Origin of the sequence: Alteromonas ulvae, from assembly GCF_048987005.1 — a bacterium.
GTDB lineage: Bacteria > Pseudomonadota > Gammaproteobacteria > Enterobacterales > Alteromonadaceae > Alteromonas.
This window is the reverse complement of the sequence record NZ_CP185261.1, coordinates 3,573,732-3,593,522: the sequence shown is the minus strand read 5'-3', so window position 1 is coordinate 3,593,522 and position 19,791 is coordinate 3,573,732. Positions and strand designations below refer to the sequence as shown.

Sequence of the window (19,791 nt, the reverse complement as noted above, 5' to 3'; positions counted from 1 at the left end):
TTTTAAAACCCTATCTCATACCGGTCAATAAATAGTAGTGATTACGCATACTAGATAAACATCATTCGAACCCTTCAGTGGGATCCTCTACACTCATCACAATGTAAAAAAGTTGTAAATTTAGAAGGGCGAATTGCCGCCTGATTACGTTTCATGAGGTAAAGTGATGTCTGACAATAATGCTGCTATTAATGAAGAGCTTACTATGTTCAAAGACATGGTATTGCGTTTTATGGACCAAGAAATACTGCCCCATTATTCAAAATGGGAAGACGACCATCATATGCCTCGGGAAGTGTGGCATACCATGGGACGAGCGGGAATGCTGCTGGTTGATATGCCTGAAAAGTATGGGGCAGCTGATGCTAGTTTTGATGTTTGTCAGATGATTCAAGAGGAAATGTGTCGTCTCGGTCTGCACAGTTTAGCAACGGGCTATAATATTCACGCCAATATTGTAGCGCCCTATCTGTTAAACATAGGAACCGAAGAACAAAAAGACTATTGGCTTCCTAAAATGGCCACAGGGGAAGTGCTTACCGCATTAGCAATGACAGAGCCTAATGCGGGCAGCGATGTGGCAGGCATGAAAACCAATGCGGTGAAAGAGGGCGACAGCTACATTTTAAACGGCTCAAAGGTGTTTATCACCAATGGCAACCAGGCCGACATGATCATTGTTTGCGCCAAGACCGATCCAAAAGCAGGTGCTAAAGGGGTGTCGTTGTTTTTGGTCGACACCAGTCTTCCTGGGTTTTCTACCGGAAAACCCATTCACAAAATAGGTCAGCACAGCAGCGATACTGGCGAACTGTTTTTTGAAAATATGAAAATTCCAGCTAACGCACTATTAGGCGAAGAGGGACGTGGCTTTGCCTATTTAATGCAAGAGCTACCTAGAGAGCGCTTGGGTTGCGCAGTGCAAGCTATTGGTCATGCACAAGGTGCACTCGACCTTACCATCGATTACGTAACCCAACGCAAGGCGTTTGGTCAAACAGTCGGGCAATTTCAAAATACGCGGTTTAAATTAGCCGAATGTCAGACTGAACTCGAAATGTGTAAAGCGCTATTAGAAAAATACATGGACAAATTTAGTCGTGACGAAATGACGGTAACCGATGCAGCCATGCTAAAGCTTGCGGCTACCGAAATGCAGCTAAAAATGGTGAATGAATGTCTGCAATTATTCGGCGGCTATGGCTATACCGATGAATACCCTATTTCACGTTTTTATCGAGATGCACGGGTGCAAACCATTTATGCAGGCAGCTCTGAAATTATGAAAGAGGTGATTGCAAGAGGGATGTTAGGACGATGATTATCACGCGTGAGTCACATTTACCTATGCCCATGTAAGTTGGCAATACGTGGGATAATCATCTTTCACCGTTAAACTAGCGTATTTAATCAGCCCGCTTATTGTGCGGGCTCTAATCGTTTATGACTCTTTTATATCTCTTTTACAACTTTTTTATAACAACACCGGCATGCTTGCTCAATCGATGTATCAAGGCATCACCCAGTGCTGAAGCGGGTGTCCAAAATCCACCTTTCAGGTCAGGGATATCTTTTGCCAAGCAAAGCGCGGCTTGCGAAAGCATTTTTGCAGTACTGCCATATCCTGGGTCTTTGTCACCGGTAACTTGTACTACCTGTCTCTTGCCATTGTCTAATTCAGCATAAAAGCGCATGTCGAACATGCCGTTTTCTTGGTCTTCAACCGATGGGCCTTCACCAGGTTTTGGTAAAATGTGATTTGCCAGTAAATTCCTTATTGGCGCAACACTGGCTGCCCCTACAAATGCACCCAAACCAAGGGTCGTTATCCATGCGGTGCTCGCGGTTTTGCTCGACATAGCCTCATCGTACTTGAAATCTTTGCCATACAGAGTACCAAGCAGTTGATTACTGCGATGAACAATACGCTCGTTAATAGCAGCCATAACAAAGGGCATTGTCCAAACACCAAGGTCGTTATCGTATTCTGCTTTTTTATGATTTTTTTGGCGTAAATGAAAAGGATGTCCAGCATTACAGAGCATATAAGGGTTTACCAAAAGCTTTCTAAGGCTCGGGTTATCACTGGCCTCTTTAAGTACGTTTAACATGCTGGCGATAGTGCCCCCAGATGCTGCGCCTTTAATCTTATATACCCGCATTTTTATTTGCGTGGCAGGGCTTCCCGTTTTTTCAATAGCGCTTCGCTGGGAAAAATAAACCCCTAAATCTGATGGGATTGAGTCGAATCCTGAACAATTAATAATACGAGCTCCTGAGGCTTGTGCCTGAGGTTCATATTTATCGAGCATCGCTTTGATCCACTGAGGCTCACCGGTTAAGTCGCAGTAATCTGTGCCGGTGTTTGCGCATACTTTTACCAGAGTCTCACCGTATAGCGCATAAGGCCCCACAGTGGAGATAATAACGTTGGTTTTCTCGCACAACGCGGTAAGCGCTGTTTCGTCGCTGGCATCAGCAACAAAGTGAGGGACTGACGTTAAGCCATGCTCTTTCTTTAATGCGAGAAGCTTCTGCTCGTCTCTTCCTGCAATAGCCCAGGAAAATTCTTCTTCAGCGTATTTGGCAAGATAGGAAGTCATGATTTTGCCAACGAAGGAGGTGGCGCCATATAACAGTATGTCGAATTCTTTTGTGGGCGTAGTCGTGTTCATATTCTTCTTATAATGATGTGGTTGTAAAATCTAGGTACGAATAGCTAAGCCAGGTCAATTTCTCTAGCTATTCTACTTGCCCTGCTGAGGGCGAAGAGCCAGCTTTCCTTGCTCAACAGACAGTGTGATGGGAATAGTAGAGAGAAGGTTAACCGTCTTATTTGTTGTGTCTAATTTATATACGGGGTTGGACGCTAAGTAGCCATTAATAAGCTGCATCACTTCTTTGCTTAAAGGGGCAAGATTACCTTTATACCCCGCGGCGTCCACAGTGCTATCAAGCAATGACAATGAATGAACGAAAATCGCTTTTTTCTCATTGTCGTAATAAGGCGTGCCTTCTAAAGACAAGCGTATTTGGGCGGGATAGCTAAAGCCAAACGCGTTTATGCTGGCTGTGGCCTCGGTGCCTAACTGAACAACATTTCTTCCTTCGGGGCCAATGTTTACCGATATGTCATTCACCTCTAATAGTAGAGGAATACCAGCAAGGGACGCTTTTTGTTGAAGTTTATCTAGCTGACTACCTAATACTTGCTCTACATCTGCATTTGAAACCGTATACACAGATAGCTGAGACAGTGCCGCGCACCCATTCAAAAATACAATAGCGGCCAATAGGGATAAAAACTTCATTACGTTTACTCTCTTCTTACATTCATGTTGGCACATAGTAGACATTAAAGGGTGTGTGAGGTCTACCTTTTAACGTCATAAGGCTTTTTTCCTATTGGTTAATAGCTTCAGCTGTGATTCGAAATCTGCCAGCTTCTCACTTCCTTCCCGTCTAGCTGGACTGAATATCAGTTAAGAAAGTGGTGATGTTGAAAATGTAGTGGCTCAAGTGGAGGGGGGAAGAAGGAGCGGTGCCTATGAACTTCTATTGGTCGGCGTCAGAAGATGATGCTAACTGGGCACTAGTCGTCAATTAACCACCAAGGCGCCTGTAATTACTGCAGGCGCTTAATGCTGTTACTCTTGATGGGCGCGTTTCATTAACCAAGCATAGGCCGTAGTGAAAGCAGGCTCTTGAAATTGTTTTAAGCCTGTATCTGAAAATGGCACTGCAACCGGGTTTCTGCGCAACGATTCTTTAATTTCAGTGGGTCCAAATACAACAACCTCTAACCCGTCAATTAATTCAATAGCCGCTTCAAGCTTAAACCCAATAGCGCTGCCAGCAAACTTGCCTTTACTCTGGCGCTGACGAATAACGACAGCATCAACTTTATAATCAGCTATTAATTTAGCAAACGTGCTTTGAAAACTTTTAAGGCCTTTTGCACTCGTATCGGCCAACGTTAAACGGCGGGTTCGGCAGTCGGGAACATGAAACAAGCCATCTATTAATGACAAAAGACATACCGTTGCCTCATTGCCTTTTAAATCTACACCACAAACTTTCATAGTATTTCCTATTGTAATCCGCTTTCAAGTATAACCTGTTTCATTGCGATTGAAGAGTATGTCTACAGTTTTCATCTCCCCGCCGCAGGGTAAACGCGAGCCTTGCTGGGTATCCAAAAAGAAAGGGGCTATTCTAGCTCAATAAAATCGATTGCTAGGTGCATCGCCAATGCCCCTTCTCTTCCTTCAACAAGGTCGTAAAGAGAATATTGGTCTAATTCCGCAATGAATTTTGCTGTTGCGTCCTGAAGGATCGTTCTTAATCTACAAGTGGGTGAAATGACGCATTGATTGGTGGGTGAAGCAAAGCATTCAGCCAGCGCAATATCCTCCACCGTAAGTCTAAATACCTTTCCAATATTAATCTCTTTCGGTTCTAAGGCTAACCTAATGCCGCCACCACGCCCTTTAGTGCCCAAGATATATCCGTGCTCAATGAGTAAAGAGATAACTTTTTTCAGATGGTTGTATGAAACAAAGTAGGCATCTGCAATTTCACTGGTTTTTACGGTTCTATTTTTCCGTAATGCTAAATAAATAAGAACGCGAAACGCCAAGTTAGTAAAGGTGTTTATTTTCATTTGTCATCTAAAAAACCGATTGATGTAATCTTGAAATTTTACAGTAATCGAAAAATTAAATATATATTTAGAATATACTTTATTGTATATTTTGTTCTAAGATATATTTTTATGTAATAAGTTGGCGTTATCATGATTATTCTCGGTTACATTGCAGCGGTGCTGATGGGGTTGGTGTTAGGCGTAATAGGCGGAGGTGGCTCAATACTTACCGTGCCAATATTGGTTTACCTGATGGGAGTGGCTCCAGATGTGGCGACGGGTTACTCATTGTTAATCGTTGGAGCTACTGCTGCTTATGGCGCTGTGCGCTATTTCAAAGAAGGCTTGGTCGATGTGAAGTCTTCCATATTGTTCGCCATTCCCTCCATTATCGCGGTCTACCTATCTCGTGCTTATCTTATGCCTTCAATTCCAGAGACCATCGAGTTTCAATCAATAACGATAGAAAAAAATCTCGGCATCATGGTGTTGTTTGCCACTTTAATGCTCGCGTCCGCAGCGATGATGTTGAAAAAGGCTTACAGCAAAGCGACTCCTTCCAAAGTAACAGCAGAAAATACCTCTCCTAATATTGCTCTCATTGTTGTAGAGGGCGCTGTGGTTGGCGTGATCACTGGCATTCTTGGCGCAGGCGGTGGCTTTCTTATTATTCCAGCGCTGGTGCTAATTTTGGGTATGCCCATGAAAAATGCGGTGGGCGCTTCTCTATTCATAATCGCACTTAAGTCGTTACTTGGCTTTGTTGGCGACTTACAAACTGGGATCCAATTGGAGATGCCTTTGCTTCCACTCATGTTGGTAGCGACGTTCATTGGGATGGCAATCTCCACGAAGGTAGCGGGGAAACTAGATGGTGCAGCGTTACAAAAGTTTTTTGCATTTTTCACTCTAGTTATCGCCGTTTTTATTATGTCAAAAGAGCTTCTTTAAGGGGAATACCATGAACGTTGAAACATTCTACGACAACAAAACAGCAACATTCACCTACGTACTTTTCGATCCAATTTCCAAAGAATGCGGTGTTATAGATTCGGTTGCCGATTACGACATTTTTTCTGGTCGCGTAACGATGGAAAGCGCCGACAACGTTGTTGCATTTATTAATGATAACAAACTGATCAATCAATGGATTTTAGAAACCCACGTACATGCAGATCATATAACGGCAGCGCATTATTTGAAGTCGAAAGTGGGCGGCAAAATCGGCATTGGGTCGGGCATTAGAGCAGTGCTTGATACCTGGTTAGACGTTTTCGAAATTTCAAATGATACGCCCAATGATGGCAGCCAGTTTGATGTGTTATTCGAAGAAGGTGACACGTTTAACATTGGTGAATATGAAGTAGCAGTTTGGCATACGCCGGGTCATACACCGGCATGTGCAAGCTTTCTAGTCGACGGGAAAATTTTTGTCGGTGATACCATGTTCGCGCCGAACTTGGGCACAGCGAGATGCGATTTCCCGGGCGGCAGCGCAGAGCAACTCTATAACACCATTCAACGCTTTTTTACTCTGCCTGACGATACCGTTGTGCATCTTGGGCACGATTACCCGAAAGAAGGTAGCGAGCCACTGTCTACGCTGACGATCAAAGAGGCAAAAGAAACCAATAAACAAATCCGCCCAGATGTGCCTTTAGCAGAATATGTTGAAAAACGAGAAGCAAGAGATGCCACTCTCGCTGTGCCAAAACTACTGTTGCCGGCTATTCAGGCGAACCTTAGAAATGGGCAGTTTGGGGCACCTTCAAAGAGCGGCAAGCAATTTATCAAAATTCCAGTAAACGCTATTTAGGAGGTGAGGTATGAATTACGCAAACGTTACACAACAGCTTTCTGTTTCACCCCAGATTTTAGTTGAAGATATAGAGGCAATAAAAGCCGCCGGGTTCAAATCGATTGTTTGCAATAGGCCAAATGGTGAGGGCGCAGATCAGCCCACATTTTCTGAGATAGAGGCGAAAGCTACCTCAGCGGGTATTCCCTGTGTCTATCAGCCCGTAGTGAGTGGGAAGGTTACAACGGAAGATGCCGTTAAATTTGAAGAGAATCTACAAAAGTTAGAAGGCCCAGTTTTTGCGTATTGCAGAACGGGGACTCGCTCTATAACGTTATGGGCGATGACAGCGGTAAAAACCTTATCTTTTGAAGAGATACTTACCCTTTCGCAAAAGTCAGGTTATGACCTAAGTGGTGTAGTGCGACGCCTAAAAAATAGTGGTGAAACGCCTACCGACCATGCCGATTATTCTCACGCCGTAGTGATTGTGGGAGCCGGGGCTGGCGGTGTAGCGGTGGCTTCAAGCCTTAAAGCTCGATGTCCAGACCTCGATATTGCCATTGTTGAGCCAAACGAAGTGCACTATTACCAACCAGGGTGGACGCTTGTTGGCGGAGGTGTTTTTAACGCTAATGAGACAGTGAGAACCATTGCATCGGTTATTCCACAAAATGTGAAATGGATAAAAGCCGGTGTAGCTGCCTTTTCTCCAAAAGAAAATATGATTGTTGTCGACGGATGCAGAACCGTAAAATATGAGCACTTAGTTGTATGTCCTGGAATTAAACTGGATTGGAGTAAAATTGAAGGTCTTAGTGAGACGCTAGGTGAAAACGGTGTCACTTCCAACTATCGGTTCGATTTAGCACCCTATACGTGGGAATTGGTTAAAAACCTCAAAAAAGGCAAAGCGATATTTTCGCAACCTCCAATGCCTATAAAGTGTGCTGGTGCGCCTCAGAAGGCCATGTACCTGTCATGTGATCACTGGCTTAAAGAGGGCGTGCTGGGTAATATTGATGTTCAATTTTACAACACCGGAGCCGTGCTCTTTGGCGTTAAAGAATACGTACCCGCGTTAATGGAGTATATTCAAAAGTACAATGCGCACCTCAACTTTGAGCATCAGTTAGTGAAAGTTGATGGTAAATCAAGAGTAGCTTCATTTAAAAATGTAGCTGAACCGGATGCGCCGCTCGTGGAGACTGAGTTCGATATGCTCCATGCTGTTCCTCCGCAATCGCCACCTGACTTTATAAAGGTAAGCCCGCTTGTCGATGCCAATGGCTGGATAGATGTAGATCAGTCGACATTACAGCATAAAATGTACGAGAACATTTTTGCATTAGGTGATGCAACAAACTCTCCCAACGCAAAAACCGCAGCAGCAGCCAGAATGCAAGCGCCAGTAGTAGCAAACAACTTGCTTTACGAGCGAGGAGTGCAAACAGGTAAGGCAATATACAATGGTTATGGAAGCTGCCCTTTAACGGTAGAGCGCGGCAAAGTGGTACTCGCGGAGTTTGGTTACGGTGGTAAGATTTTAAATAGCATGCCGTCATGGGTGTTAGATGGCACTAAGCCGTCCCGTCTCGCTTGGTATTTAAAAGAAAAGTTGCTTCCACCTATCTATTGGGAAGGCATGCTTAAAGGGCGCGAATGGTTGGCAAAGCCTAAAACGCACACACCTCAATAAGTACTGCGAAATCAATATTCAATAGCATAGTTTAATAACATCGGGTAGATAAGAAAGCTCACTGCCTGATGTTATAAACCCCTCCCGCTCAAGTAAATTAGTTCATCATGACTTCAGTTTTAGAAAGCAAAGAAACCAAAAAAAGCAGTGTCCGATTTTTTATCGCAGCGGTGGTATTAGGTGTGTTCGCCACTGCCTTTCTCGATATTATTAATTACTTACAACACATCGTTTTTGATAAGCCTTTAACTCGGTATGAATTCATCGGAAGGTGGGTTATCTATATGACCGACGGTATATTTTCCCATGCATCTATCAAAGCAGCCGCTCCGCGTGTGGGGGAGTTAGCGCTAGGATGGCTAGGGCATTATGGTATCGGAGTAAGTTTTGCTGCACTCATGTTGGCGTTTACTGGATTGAAATGGATGCAAGCCCCTTCCTTTTTGTCAGCATTTATTGTGGGCTTCGCAACCTGCAGTATTCCTTTTTTTGTTATGTATCCCGGCATGGGCTACGGTATCGCTGGGTTATTAACACCTAATCCTGGCATGCTTCAAACAAAAGTATTGCTATCCCATTTTGTATTCTCTGTTGGTCTTTATTTAGCGGGTTGGTTTAACGAAAAATGGTTTATGGAGAGATGGATGAGCACGAGGCGAGAGTTCTAGACCGATACGCTTAAGACTGGCGCGCGGTAGATTATTATGGCTCTTCAAGTAACGCATTTTTGTTAAGGGTTTTTCATGACAACGTTCAAGAGTAAAGGCTGGCGGAACCTTACAGCCTGCTCGCAAGACTTTTTATCTTTAGTCTTACCTCTAACCATGCCTTTAGGTATGTTGATGTTTCCCGCTCATGCGTCTGAGGAAGTGCATGCACCTAATCATTTATCAGTATTCACGGGTCATACTGACTTTTCAGGACATGGCAGCGGTTTAACCCTCGGTATTGACTATGAATACAGAGTTTCTCCCCTTTTAGGGCTCGGAAGTGTTGTCGAATATGCGTACGGCTCGTTAGATGCGCTAACTGTGCTTGCAGTGGCCGATATACATCTTACCGAACAATTTATTGTGCAGGTGGGGCCGGGTTTTGAACACTCTAGTGAACATGATTTCGCAGTCACACGACTAGGAACGCTATACGAATATCGCTACCATGGGTACACGGTTTCGCCACAACTACATGTTGATTATCACTTTGGGCACGGTAGCTCAGTGGTAGCTGGTGTAGCATTGGGCTTCGATTTTTAACAGTTATTATTGCAAATCTACATCTAAGTGCTGATTCTTATCTTCTTTGCCTAAAACAAAACTAGGCACTTCATGCAGCAAAATAATAGATTTGCGCGCCTCAAGCCATGGCGATATTCGGTCATAAATACGTTTGGCCATGGTGTTATCTAGCCCATTAAACGGTTCATCTAATACAACTAGCGCGGGATTTCTAAGTAGTAGCCTGGCCAAGCACAAGCGCCTAGCTTGCCCTCCTGACACCTGCCCGCCGCTCTCACCAAGCCATGTATTTAAACCCTCTGGAAGCGCATCGGCCCATTCAAGAAGCTCAACTGTAGCGAGAACATCAAATATTTTTTGTTCATCTACGTTGTTTAAACCGAGTGTTAAATTGTAATACAGGCTTCCCGATAATAGGCTAGGAGACTGCTCAAGGTAACTACTCATGCTGTATAAACTTTTTGATGATATATCTGATATAGAGCGGTTATTAATCTTCATATCAACATTGGGAGAAACAGCCGGAGTAAGCTTAAATAAAAGCTTCGCCAGTGTCGATTTGCCAGCGCCTGAACGACCCGTTATAAAAAGTGGTTTGGTGTCAAAAAGGGTAAAAGATATCTCTCTATCGAAACTTGCGGGAATAGTGAGGAGGTTTCGTACTTTACACGCAACCGTTTGTATATGATTGATGTGGGTTAAATCCGTTTCAATTTCTGAGGACGCCAGTTTTTTAAGCCGCTCACAAGCATATTCTGTTTTCCCCCACGTGCTAAATTGCTCCGGTATGGTTTGCAGCAACTCAGATACCCCAACAAACAAAAGCGCTAACATAACGGCTGTAGGGCCTTCAATTATTTGGTTATTCACGGCCCAAAGGCCAGAGAACAAAACGGCACCTAGTGCAATACCAAAAAGGCTGTCGGTAATAAACTGAAGTTTTGCTATGCGTTTTTGTAATGCAGCATGGTGGTATTCAAACAGTGACAGCTCATCAAGAGTATTGGCTTGATGCGTATTCATCATATCTTGGCTAGATAAAACAAAAGCCCCCTTAACATGGCTTATTAACGACTCTCTAGTGCTATTGAGTTGGGAAATTGATGCTTTTGCCGCCCCCTTAGTTAGTGAAATCGAAAGCCTGATCAATAACATCCACGAAAGTGCTGCTGTAAGAAAAAACACGGCGGCAAAATCAAACCAGATAAAGCACAAAAAAGCACTGACCAATAAGATAACAAGCCCCGTGGAAAGCGTAGGTATCGTGTAGCGAATTAAAATACCGTCTAAGGCATCTAGGTCTGAGGTAAGACGGCTCAACCATTCGCTATCTGAGGTTTGTCTTATTTCGTGAAGTGGCTTATGCGAGAGTGCTTTGAATATTGTTACTCGATAGGTCGCGATAAGCCGCAAAATGGTATCGTGATTATAAAGCCTCTCGATATAGCGGCCGATGGTACGGCTTAACGCAAAGTAACGAATACCCGAGCCAGGCATATACATATCAAGCTTTACAATCAAGCCTGCACTTATAGCTAGCCCTGCTAGTGCAGTGGCGGTAATTAGCCAGCCTGATAGAGCCAGTAGCCCAACGCCGGATAGCATGGTTAATAGCGACCAAAATAGGCCAATGAAAAGTCGCTTGCGTTCGCTCTGATAGATAATCGATAGCCAAAACTTCATTGTGGCGACTTCACCTTTTTAGTGAGGTCGATATGGATATCTGCCATAGAAATTATCCTTGAGTCGTGGGTAGAGATGGCGATTATGGCTTTCTCTTTAAGTTCCTTAATAGCGTCATAAATCAAACCTTTGCTCTTTACATCGAGGCTTGCAGTGGGTTCATCTAGCAATATTACTTGAGACGGGTTGAGCAATACTCTGGCCAGAGAAATTCGCTGCATTTGACCGCCAGATAGGCCTTGGCCGTGCTCACCTAATACGGTGTCGAGGCCTTGATGCTTGAGGGCGATTTCGTTCGTTAAATCAAGTTTCTCTAAAGCCGCTAGCATTTGGGGATCGTTAGCAGCTGGAGCGGCAATAGCAAGATTATGTCGAATGCTGGCATTTTTAATCCATGCTTTTTGCGGTAAGTAGGCAATGGAGCGTTTACTGTTTATTGTTACATTTACCTCTCCAGCAATAGGGTTGAGATAGCCTGCAAGGGTATTTAACAGGGTCGTTTTTCCGCAGCCAGAGTCTCCTGAAAACACAAGTAAGCCGCACTTTGAAATCTCAGCGGTAACACTTTTATTTAATGGCAAGTGAGATCGGTAGCCCACAACAAGATTTTTCAGTTCAAGCCTTGCGTCACCCTCCGATAGCGTAATTTTTCTTGCATCACCATTGCCGTACTGTTCCTCTTCATACTGTAACTGGGTTAACGATGCTACGATATTATTGGCGGCACCCACCGCGCTGGCTTTATCGTGATAGTAGGCTGAAAGATTTCGCAGGGGCTTAAAAAACTCTGGCGCTAGCAACAAAATGGCAAGGCCTGAGTATAACGTGAGCGACTGAGCTGGGCCCCAGTTAATGGCCCCATAAAGAGAAAAGCCGATATAAATCGCGAGACTAGCAATGGCCACACTGGTAAAAAACTCAAGGACAGTTGAAGATAAAAACGCGAGCTTGAGTGTTTTCATAACAACCTGACGATAATTATCGCCTCGTGTTGCTACTTCCTCAGACATAGTTTGCTGAGCGCCTAATAGAGAAATAGTAGAAAGGTTAGCAATGCGATCGAGAAAGTGCCCAGCTAAGCGCTGTCTGAGCAACGCATATTTTTCATTGATATGCTCTGCGCCCATGCCCACTAAAACCATAAATAGTGGAATGAGCGGCGCAGAAACGATTAACAGCACTGCGCAAAGCCAATTTAAATAGCCTACGACAATGATAATAAAAAGGGGCGACAGGACAGCAAGCATTTGCTGCGGCCAGTAGCGCGAGAAGTAACCGTCAATAGCCTCTATGTCTTCAATCCATTGCGATGCAATAGCGCCGCCAGAGAGGATTTGTAAGGCAACGGGGCTTGTGTTGTTCCAGCGCGTCATTAGCGTGCTGCGAATACTGCGCTTTACCTTTGCGCTTGCAACCTGAGCTTGGTTACTTTGTTGGAAGTTAAGCCATGGTTTTATCACGCTCACAACAATGAGCAGCAGCCAATATACCCACAAACTTGATAAACTCGAACTGTCGACAAGTACACTATGGGCTATAAAGGCAACTAGTAGCCATTGCGCAATCATAAACAGCGAGGCGCAGCCTCCAAATACAACCGAACGATTAAGGAGAGGGCGCTGACTAGCTATTTGCTGTTTAAGAAATTGTGTGCCTGATATGTCTGTCATATCAGGCATGAGAGCCGGCTTATTGTTCATATTTAGTGGTAACCAGCGTCGCCCACTTTTCCTCTAAATACCCAATAAGTCCAGCTTGTGTAAGCCAACACAATAGGAATGACAAATAAGAAGCCAAGCAACAGAAATAACTGTGAGTTGTAGGCTGATGCGGCGTCGTAAATGGTAAACTTAGGCGGTACTATGTAGGGCCATTTACTGGCTAACAGGCCTAAATAAGTAAAGAGGAATATGCCCATGGTGGCCACAAACGGCATACCGTCTTGTTGCTTTTTCACTGCGCGAAGAACAATGAATGCACAAAATAGTGCGAGAGTGGGAAGTGCCCATATTAGGCTAATGCCATCGAACCAGCGTGACATTACTGAACTATCAACAAAGGGAGTGTAAATGCTTACCGCGGCAAAAACTGCCATCAGGCCAAACAGAAGTTTTGGCGTTATTTTATACGCCCACTGTTGAACTGCGCCATCGGTTTTCATAATTAACCATGTGCTTCCTAAAAGGGCGTAACCGATGACTAGTCCAAAACCGGTTAATACCGTAAACGGTGTAAGCCAGTCTAGCGGGCCTCCTGAATAGGCAAACCCCTCAGTTTCAAACCCTTGAATGTAAGCACCCACTACTGCTCCTTGTGCAAATGAGGCAACAAAAGAGCCTACAGAAAATGACCAGCTCCACAGGTACTTTGATGTCTTTGCTTTAAACCTAAATTCGAACGCCACACCTCTAAAAATTAACCCAGCGAGCAATAGAAAAACACCGATATACAAAGCAGGTAGAAATATGGAGTAAACCAGTGGGAAGGCCGCGAGTAAGCCCGCGCCCCCCAATACAAGCCATGTTTCATTGCCATCCCATACAGGGGCGACGGAATTCATCATTTTATCTCGCGCTTGTTCATCTGGCGCAAAGGGGTAAAGGATACCTTGGCCTAAATCAAAACCATCCATAAGGACATACATCATGATGCCGAAGCCAATTATACCGGCCCAAATAAGTGTTAAATCAAATGTTTGTTCCATAATTATAGGTCTCCATCAATGGCAACGTGGCCTGCAGAAAAAGGACGGGCTGGTCTTTCTATTTCATCCATCTCGTGAGGTGCATTTGCTTTTTCTAAGCCACCTTTGAAAACTTTAAGAAGGTAATAGATACCTGCACTGAACACGAGTGCGTAAACTGTTATGTAGCCAATTAATGAAAACAGTGCCATACCACCTGTAAGCGAGGGAGTTAGGCCCTCTGCATGTGTCATTTGACCATAAATAAGCCAAGGTGCACGGCCAGCTTCAGTTACTACCCATCCTGCTAATACCGCTAAGAATGGACTAATGCTCATCACTCTTAGACCCTGTAAAAAGACGGGAGAAGTATAAATTTTACCGCCTCTTCTGTAGATGAGCCCCCAGATGCCAAACACGACCATAAGAAGACCCAAGGCCACCATGACTCTGAATGACCAAAATACGATAAATACAGGAGGTTGCTCTTCAACCGGCACCGCTTTCAAACCTGGTACTTCACCGTCCCAGTCGTGAGTAAGAATGAAACTGGCCAGTTTAGGTATTTTTACCTCAAAGTGATTTGTTTGTTCTTCTTTATCTGGAATGGCAAAAAGCAGTAGTGGAACTCCGGTACTAGTCTCCCAGTTCCCTTCCATGGCAGCGACCTTTGTTGGCTGATGTTTCATGGTGTTCAAGCCATGGTAGTCTCCCACGACTGTCTGCATTGGAGCGAGAAACAGTAAAAACCAGAGTGCAACTGATAGTGCTTTCTTGTTAGCTTCCAATTCGCGTTTTTGCAATATAAACCATGCGCTTACGCCAGCAACAACTAGGGCGGCTGTTAGGAACGAAGCTAGTGCCATGTGGGTAAAACGATAGCCAAATGATGCAGTAAACAATGCATCAGTCCAAGACTTCACGTGATACATACCATTTATCAGCTCTAAACCGTCTGGTGTTTGAAGTAGAGAGTTGGCTGATAAGATCCAAAACGAAGAAATAAAGGTGCCTGTTGCCACCATGATGGCAGCGAATAGGTGGACGCCCTGAGGCACTTTATCTCGACCGAAAAGTAACACCCCTAAAAAGGCAGCTTCTAGGAAGAATGCAGTGATGACTTCGTAGCTTAGCACTGGCCCCAAAAAGTTAGCCGTGGCATAAGAGAAATTACTCCAATTAGTGCCAAATTGGAAAGACATCACAATGCCCGATACCACCCCAATACCAAAGACAACAGCAAAAACCTGTATCCAGAACTTAGACAGTCGCTGCCATATCGGGTTTTCGGTTTTGAAGTAAAGTGTCTCGAATCCTGCAATTGTGCTTGCCAGGCCAATAGTAAAGACGGGAAATATGGCGTGGAAACACACCACAAAAGCAAATTGTATTCTCGATAATACGAGCGGATCCAATTCCATAGCGTAAACCTCTTTGTAAGATGACTGGCAATAGTGTGTTTGGTTTTGTTCACTATTAGCACGGTGGGAGCCATGAGCGTAATGTACTCTATTTTTTCTTAAATGTATATTTTAAATGCTCATTTAGAGTGAGTGGGAAGATTCAAAAAACACGTAAAAACAAGGATTAAAAAGCCGAAAACGAATCCAATTAAAGATTAAATATAGTTAACTTTAAGCTGTTTTATACTTTTCCGTTGTGTGCGGCCGGCGCTTAAATGCATGCACGACTAAAAGAAATAAGAAGACTGTAAATAGCCGTAATTATTTACAGGTTGAGAAAGTAGCAGCGCTTCATTCAATCTGCTTTTTGCAAATCCCGCTTCAAGCTTAATGCTTGGGTTGAGCTGCAATCGCAAACGCAGTTCAAAAAGAGTGCCTAAAAAGTCGTGGTTTGCTAGGGCAATCCCATTTAAGCGCCCCGAATTGCCGCTTTTATGAATATTGAAGTATCTATATTTAAGCTGTAACTCTGTATATTCGTTAATAGCAACTTGAGTTGAAATACCCGGTGAACTCATGTTGTCTCGAGCAAACAAACCGAATATTCCAGTAGGACCAAATTCGAATCTACGAGCACCGAAAAGCGTACTGAACCCTTCATAAGTATCGGTAGCGGGATCATCACCCGTTGCTTTATCAAAAAAGAGCTGCATGTTTACATTATCAAGAGATGATGTGACAGCGGTATGAATAAACTCTGCTCTAATAGCTTGAAAACCTCTATTTCCTCGTTGAAATGCTACCTCATAATCAAGGGTTGTGTTGTTCGTCAAAGCGACTTTTGCTAGGTGCCCAAAAGTATTTCTTTGTGTATTTGATTGAGGACCCGTTTGGCCACTTTTATCGATACTTGTAAAACGGTCTCGAAAAGCATAGAACGCTAGGTTGAGTCGGTCTGTCTCTACGTCTGAAAAAAAACCGTAAAAGCGTTGGTTACTCGACGACTTATCGAGTTCAAACTCGGAAGCACTTTCTTCGGTGTAGCGTTCGGGAAAGCGAGAAACGGGAAAGGTATAAAAGAAAGTGGTAGAAAAGCTTTCTTTGCGATAATCGGCTTTCAATCCATCAAAGGTGTTTATCGTATTTCTAAATCGGTTCCTTGCTACAAGTCGGCGGCTTCCTATGTCCATTGTAAATCGCCCAGCTTTTAGTGATAACTCGGATATTTGTGCGGTTTTATCGCGATCGTTTAGCTGGCTTTTCCATGATATGGATAGCTGAGTAGGCTCCGTTGTATTTATGTCATCTGTGCCAAGTGGGGTAAATTCACTTGATCGGAATAATCGGCTATCAACAAGCTCGGCATCTAGTGCAAATGGCCCTTTTTGTAACGTAAGTTGTGAAGAAATTCTTGTGGCGATAACATCGTCCGTCTTTTGTACAGCGCCCAGTTGACTATCGAAATACTCATATCGTGTTCGAACATTGGTAGTAATTTTTATGGACGCTTTTTCTTTTTTAAAAGGGGACGCGTTTTGAGGTCTTCTTTTTTGGTAGCTTGACTTTTGAGAACCATGTTGTTGATAGGCTGTGTCTTGATAAGCTATGTCTTGATAATATAGATGGCGGGATTCAGCTGATGATGCGGGAGCAAACACAAAAAGTAGTAGCGCTGCTGTTCCCGCTTTTTTGTTGAAGCACATTTTATGTTCTACCGATTAGTGTGTAACGGCAAACCTTTCCTATGCCACTCATCCATACCGCCGGCCACAGAAAATACGTAACGGTGACCCATCTCACAAAGCGACTTGGCTGCCAATGCAGAGCGCCCACCTGACCTACAAATTAAGTAGATACTGCGTTGGGCTAAATCGTCAATCGCATCTTTCTCTTCACAATGATGCGACAGTAAGGGGTGACTACTTATTTTCATCTCAAGTAGCCCCCTTGGCATATTAACCGCTGCTGAGATATGGCCGTTTTGATACTCTTCGTTTTCTCTAACGTCGATCAAAATAACATCGGGTTGCGTTAACGCAATCATCAAATCGTCCACGGTAACTTCTTCAACACAGGCTTTTACTTCACTAATGTAAACCTTTGGCGTTTTCATTGGATAGCCTCAAAGTTGGTTAATCGGTATTTTGATGTAGCTCACCTGGTTATCTTCCGGCGGTGGTAACTCACCTGCTCTTACATTTAATTGTATTGAAGGAAGAATCAAGCGAGGCATACTCAATGTAGCGTCTCTTGTTTCTCGCATCTTAACAAATTCAGCCTTCGAGACGCCGTCCTTGACATGAATATTGTATTCTTTTTGCTCACCGACTGTGACTTTGCTTTCGTGAGTACGATGCTGTGTCGGATAGTCGTGACATACGTAGATATTCGTTTCTTCAGGTAATGCCAAAATACGATGTATGGAATCATATAAGGTAGTTGCACTGCCCCCAGGGAAGTCACATCGAGCGGTTCCTACGTCCGGCATAAACATGGTGTCACCTACAAATACCGATGCCTTATTAAGTAAATAAGCAATGTCTGCAGGAGTATGGCCAGGTACATGCATCACTTCAAAGCGCAGGTTGCCCACTTCAAGAATATCACCTTCCTCAAACAGCATATCGAATTGCGCACCGTTGGGAAGAAATTCTTTTTCCAAATTAAACAGCGCTTTAAAGATTTTTTGAACCTCTGTAATACGCGCCCCAATACCAATTTTTGCGTTGTATTTGCGTTTGAAGAAGGAAGCGGCCGATAAATGGTCAGCATGAGCATGAGTTTCCAGTACCCACTCAACCTGTAATCCTCGCTCTTCAATGAAGTTTGCTATTTTTTCTGCACTTTGGGTATGAATGCCACCCGCACTGTAATCGAAATCTAAAACCGGGTCTATGATCACGGCTTTAGACGTGGACTTGTCTTCTACTACATAAGTGAAAGTTTCACTGTCGCTATCTAAAAACGACGTGATTTCAGTATGTGTACTCATCGTAATCTCCTTGTAAAGTCAGTGATATAGCATTTCTATATCACTGATATATTTTCAAAACGTTAGATAACAGTTATAGAGACTTTTTACAGAAGTACCAATCTACATAATTGTAGCCCGCAGTGTCTCTACCTTCGGCGTCTTCTACAGTGTGTGGAGGTGGCACAATCACTTCTTCGCCCACTTTCCAATTTTCAGGGGTGGCACAACTGTGCTCATCACTGGTTTGTAGCGCTTCAACAAGTCTCACAAATTCGTTAATGGCGCGGCCGTTACTCATTGGGTAGTAAACCATGGCGCGCAAAATACCTTCAGGGTCGATGATGAAGGTTGCACGAACCGCTGAAGTGTCACTGGCACTAGGTTGAACCATACCGTAAGACTTGGCCACTTCCATTGAAAGGTCAGCAATAATAGGGAAGGGAATTGTGACGCCGAACTTCTCTTTAATGTTGCGAACCCATGCAATGTGCGAGTGTGTGCTGTCAATAGATAACCCCAGCAGTTCAGTATTCAAAGATGCAAACTTGTCTGAAGCGTTGGCAAATCCGATAAATTCTGTGGTACACACCGGTGTAAAGTCTGCTGGGTGAGAGAAAAGTACTAACCACTTACCTTTGTAATCAGAAAGTGATTTCTGACCGTGTGTTGTTTTTGCACAGAAGTCAGGTGCTGGACGATTAAGTTGTGGAAATGTAACCGTGTTTGAATTTTCAGTTGTCATAGTGATGCTCTCTCTTATTAAGGTGTATTTTAAATGCATATTTAATATAGCGAGAAATATAAGTTTTATCTAATCTAATTTGATGATTACTTGAATTGAGTTACCAGATTGAAGGGATAGTACTATGGCGTTGGGATTTATTTTGTAAATGCTAGGTTTAATGTAAATGGATTGATTGATCTTGAGTACTTGCGTGAAGTGAGTCAGAAGGATACAAAAGTGGTAAGTAGCATTGCTGTGCTGTAAAAAAAGGCGAGGCCCCATTAAAGGGGCCTCTAGTGCGGCCCGGAGCCGCTACCATGTTGAAACTGTTTCTCACATGGCGTGATAAATTGTTTGCGTTCGTCTATTAAATTCTTCCGTTAAGCTCAGCTGCAATAGGAGAGTCTTGCAAACCCTGTTCAGCAATCCACGCTTGAAGTGTTTTGCCATCTGCTTCAGGGGCTTGTAAGTCTTTACTTGGCATCTGCTTGACCAATAACGTGCCAACTTCAACCGCGTTGTTTGTTACTGCCGTGCGAATAAGACTTTGACCGTCACAAGACACGCCCGCGTAGTAATCGCGAAGCTTTAAACGGTAATCTGCCTGTACACTTCGCATTTTTTTACGAAGTTCACCTTTGTCGTCGGCTTGTACGATGGTGCAGATATTAGCAAGCGCATCGTTGATGTCATTTGCTTGTGCTGTGTTTGAGAAAGCAAGCGAAGACGCTGCGATGATGATAGAGGTTTTAACTATTTTCAACATGGTTAAAGTTCCTGTGGTTAATTGTTTAATGTTTTTTGCAACTCACTTGTCGTTGCTTGAGTTGTATTAAACGCCCATTTCAGAAAAACAAAAACATGTTGAGTAATATATAGGTATTTAAACCTATACTTTAGTTAGAGCCTAAGCAAAACAACAGTACAGAAACGTGCTCTATTACATT

At 43.6% G+C, this 19,791-nt stretch carries 19 protein-coding genes; 6 read left to right on the top strand and 13 right to left on the bottom strand.

What is annotated here, in order from left to right; genetic code table 11:
- Nucleotides 1-166 precede the first annotated feature (166 nt).
- A complete protein-coding gene (locus ACOJR9_RS15595) occupies nt 167-1,321 on the top strand; it encodes an acyl-CoA dehydrogenase family protein (protein ID WP_420933840.1) in 1,155 nt (384 codons plus the stop codon).
- Between the two features lie 142 nt (nt 1,322-1,463).
- On the opposite strand, the gene ACOJR9_RS15590 is transcribed toward ACOJR9_RS15595, so the two are convergent.
- The 4 genes from ACOJR9_RS15590 to ACOJR9_RS15575 form a co-directional block, all read right to left on the bottom strand.
- Nucleotides 1,464-2,675 carry a saccharopine dehydrogenase family protein gene (locus ACOJR9_RS15590; RefSeq protein ID WP_420933839.1) on the bottom strand — a complete coding sequence of 404 codons (1,212 nt, stop codon included), beginning with the start codon at nt 2,673-2,675 and terminating at the stop codon, nt 1,464-1,466.
- A gap of 72 nt (nt 2,676-2,747) precedes the next feature.
- Nucleotides 2,748-3,311, bottom strand: coding sequence for a DUF1439 domain-containing protein (locus ACOJR9_RS15585; RefSeq protein ID WP_420933838.1), 564 nt, complete (start codon nt 3,309-3,311; stop codon nt 2,748-2,750).
- A 336-nt stretch (nt 3,312-3,647) separates the two neighbouring features.
- On the bottom strand, nt 3,648-4,082 hold the full coding sequence (locus ACOJR9_RS15580) for a DUF3010 family protein (protein WP_420933837.1): 435 nt from the start codon (nt 4,080-4,082) through the stop codon (nt 3,648-3,650).
- Between the two features lie 128 nt (nt 4,083-4,210).
- Nucleotides 4,211-4,663: an RrF2 family transcriptional regulator gene (locus tag ACOJR9_RS15575; protein WP_420933836.1), complete on the bottom strand. Its 453-nt coding sequence runs from the start codon at nt 4,661-4,663 to the stop codon at nt 4,211-4,213.
- 132 nt (nt 4,664-4,795) lie between these two features.
- On the opposite strand from ACOJR9_RS15575, the gene ACOJR9_RS15570 reads away from it, so the two are divergent.
- From ACOJR9_RS15570 to ACOJR9_RS15550, 5 genes are all read left to right on the top strand, one after another.
- Nucleotides 4,796-5,596: a sulfite exporter TauE/SafE family protein gene (locus tag ACOJR9_RS15570; RefSeq protein WP_420933835.1), complete on the top strand. Its 801-nt coding sequence runs from the start codon at nt 4,796-4,798 to the stop codon at nt 5,594-5,596.
- A gap of 10 nt (nt 5,597-5,606) precedes the next feature.
- Complete coding sequence (locus tag ACOJR9_RS15565) at nt 5,607-6,461, top strand: MBL fold metallo-hydrolase (protein WP_420933834.1); 855 nt, start codon at nt 5,607-5,609, stop codon at nt 6,459-6,461.
- Between the two features lie 10 nt (nt 6,462-6,471).
- Nucleotides 6,472-8,142 carry a TIGR01244 family sulfur transferase gene (locus ACOJR9_RS15560; protein WP_420933833.1) on the top strand — a complete coding sequence of 557 codons (1,671 nt, stop codon included), beginning with the start codon at nt 6,472-6,474 and terminating at the stop codon, nt 8,140-8,142.
- A 107-nt stretch (nt 8,143-8,249) separates the two neighbouring features.
- Nucleotides 8,250-8,810, top strand: coding sequence for a DUF2938 family protein (locus ACOJR9_RS15555; protein ID WP_420933832.1), 561 nt, complete (start codon nt 8,250-8,252; stop codon nt 8,808-8,810).
- 75 nt (nt 8,811-8,885) lie between these two features.
- Nucleotides 8,886-9,395, top strand: coding sequence for a hypothetical protein (locus ACOJR9_RS15550; RefSeq protein WP_420933831.1), 510 nt, complete (start codon nt 8,886-8,888; stop codon nt 9,393-9,395).
- A 6-nt stretch (nt 9,396-9,401) separates the two neighbouring features.
- Here ACOJR9_RS15550 and ACOJR9_RS15545 read toward each other — a convergent pair whose 3' ends face one another.
- The 9 genes from ACOJR9_RS15545 to ACOJR9_RS15505 all read right to left on the bottom strand — a co-directional run bounded on the left by ACOJR9_RS15545 (nt 9,402) and on the right by ACOJR9_RS15505 (nt 19,610).
- Nucleotides 9,402-11,060 carry an amino acid ABC transporter ATP-binding/permease protein gene (locus ACOJR9_RS15545; RefSeq protein ID WP_420933830.1) on the bottom strand — a complete coding sequence of 553 codons (1,659 nt, stop codon included), beginning with the start codon at nt 11,058-11,060 and terminating at the stop codon, nt 9,402-9,404.
- Nucleotides 11,057-12,739, bottom strand: coding sequence for a thiol reductant ABC exporter subunit CydD (gene cydD / locus ACOJR9_RS15540; RefSeq protein ID WP_420933829.1), 1,683 nt, complete (start codon nt 12,737-12,739; stop codon nt 11,057-11,059). Before cydD ends, ACOJR9_RS15545 begins: the two co-directional genes overlap by 4 nt.
- A gap of 23 nt (nt 12,740-12,762) precedes the next feature.
- On the bottom strand, nt 12,763-13,764 hold the full coding sequence (cydB, locus tag ACOJR9_RS15535) for a cytochrome d ubiquinol oxidase subunit II (RefSeq protein WP_420933828.1): 1,002 nt from the start codon (nt 13,762-13,764) through the stop codon (nt 12,763-12,765).
- Nucleotides 13,765-13,766: 2 nt separating this feature from the next.
- Nucleotides 13,767-15,164, bottom strand: a complete 1,398-nt coding sequence (locus ACOJR9_RS15530; protein ID WP_420933827.1) for a cytochrome ubiquinol oxidase subunit I — start codon at nt 15,162-15,164, stop codon at nt 13,767-13,769.
- Nucleotides 15,165-15,433: 269 nt separating this feature from the next.
- Complete coding sequence (locus ACOJR9_RS15525) at nt 15,434-16,849, bottom strand: alginate export family protein (protein WP_420933826.1); 1,416 nt, start codon at nt 16,847-16,849, stop codon at nt 15,434-15,436.
- A gap of 8 nt (nt 16,850-16,857) precedes the next feature.
- A complete protein-coding gene (locus ACOJR9_RS15520) occupies nt 16,858-17,259 on the bottom strand; it encodes a rhodanese-like domain-containing protein (RefSeq protein WP_420933825.1) in 402 nt (133 codons plus the stop codon).
- 9 nt (nt 17,260-17,268) lie between these two features.
- Complete coding sequence (locus ACOJR9_RS15515) at nt 17,269-18,138, bottom strand: MBL fold metallo-hydrolase (RefSeq protein ID WP_420933824.1); 870 nt, start codon at nt 18,136-18,138, stop codon at nt 17,269-17,271.
- Nucleotides 18,139-18,211: 73 nt separating this feature from the next.
- Nucleotides 18,212-18,862 (bottom strand): peroxiredoxin, encoded by a 651-nt coding sequence (locus ACOJR9_RS15510; RefSeq protein WP_420933823.1) that lies wholly within the window; start codon nt 18,860-18,862, stop codon nt 18,212-18,214.
- 349 nt (nt 18,863-19,211) lie between these two features.
- Nucleotides 19,212-19,610, bottom strand: coding sequence for a DUF3718 domain-containing protein (locus tag ACOJR9_RS15505; protein WP_420933822.1), 399 nt, complete (start codon nt 19,608-19,610; stop codon nt 19,212-19,214).
- Between the last annotated feature and the right edge of the window lie 181 nt (nt 19,611-19,791).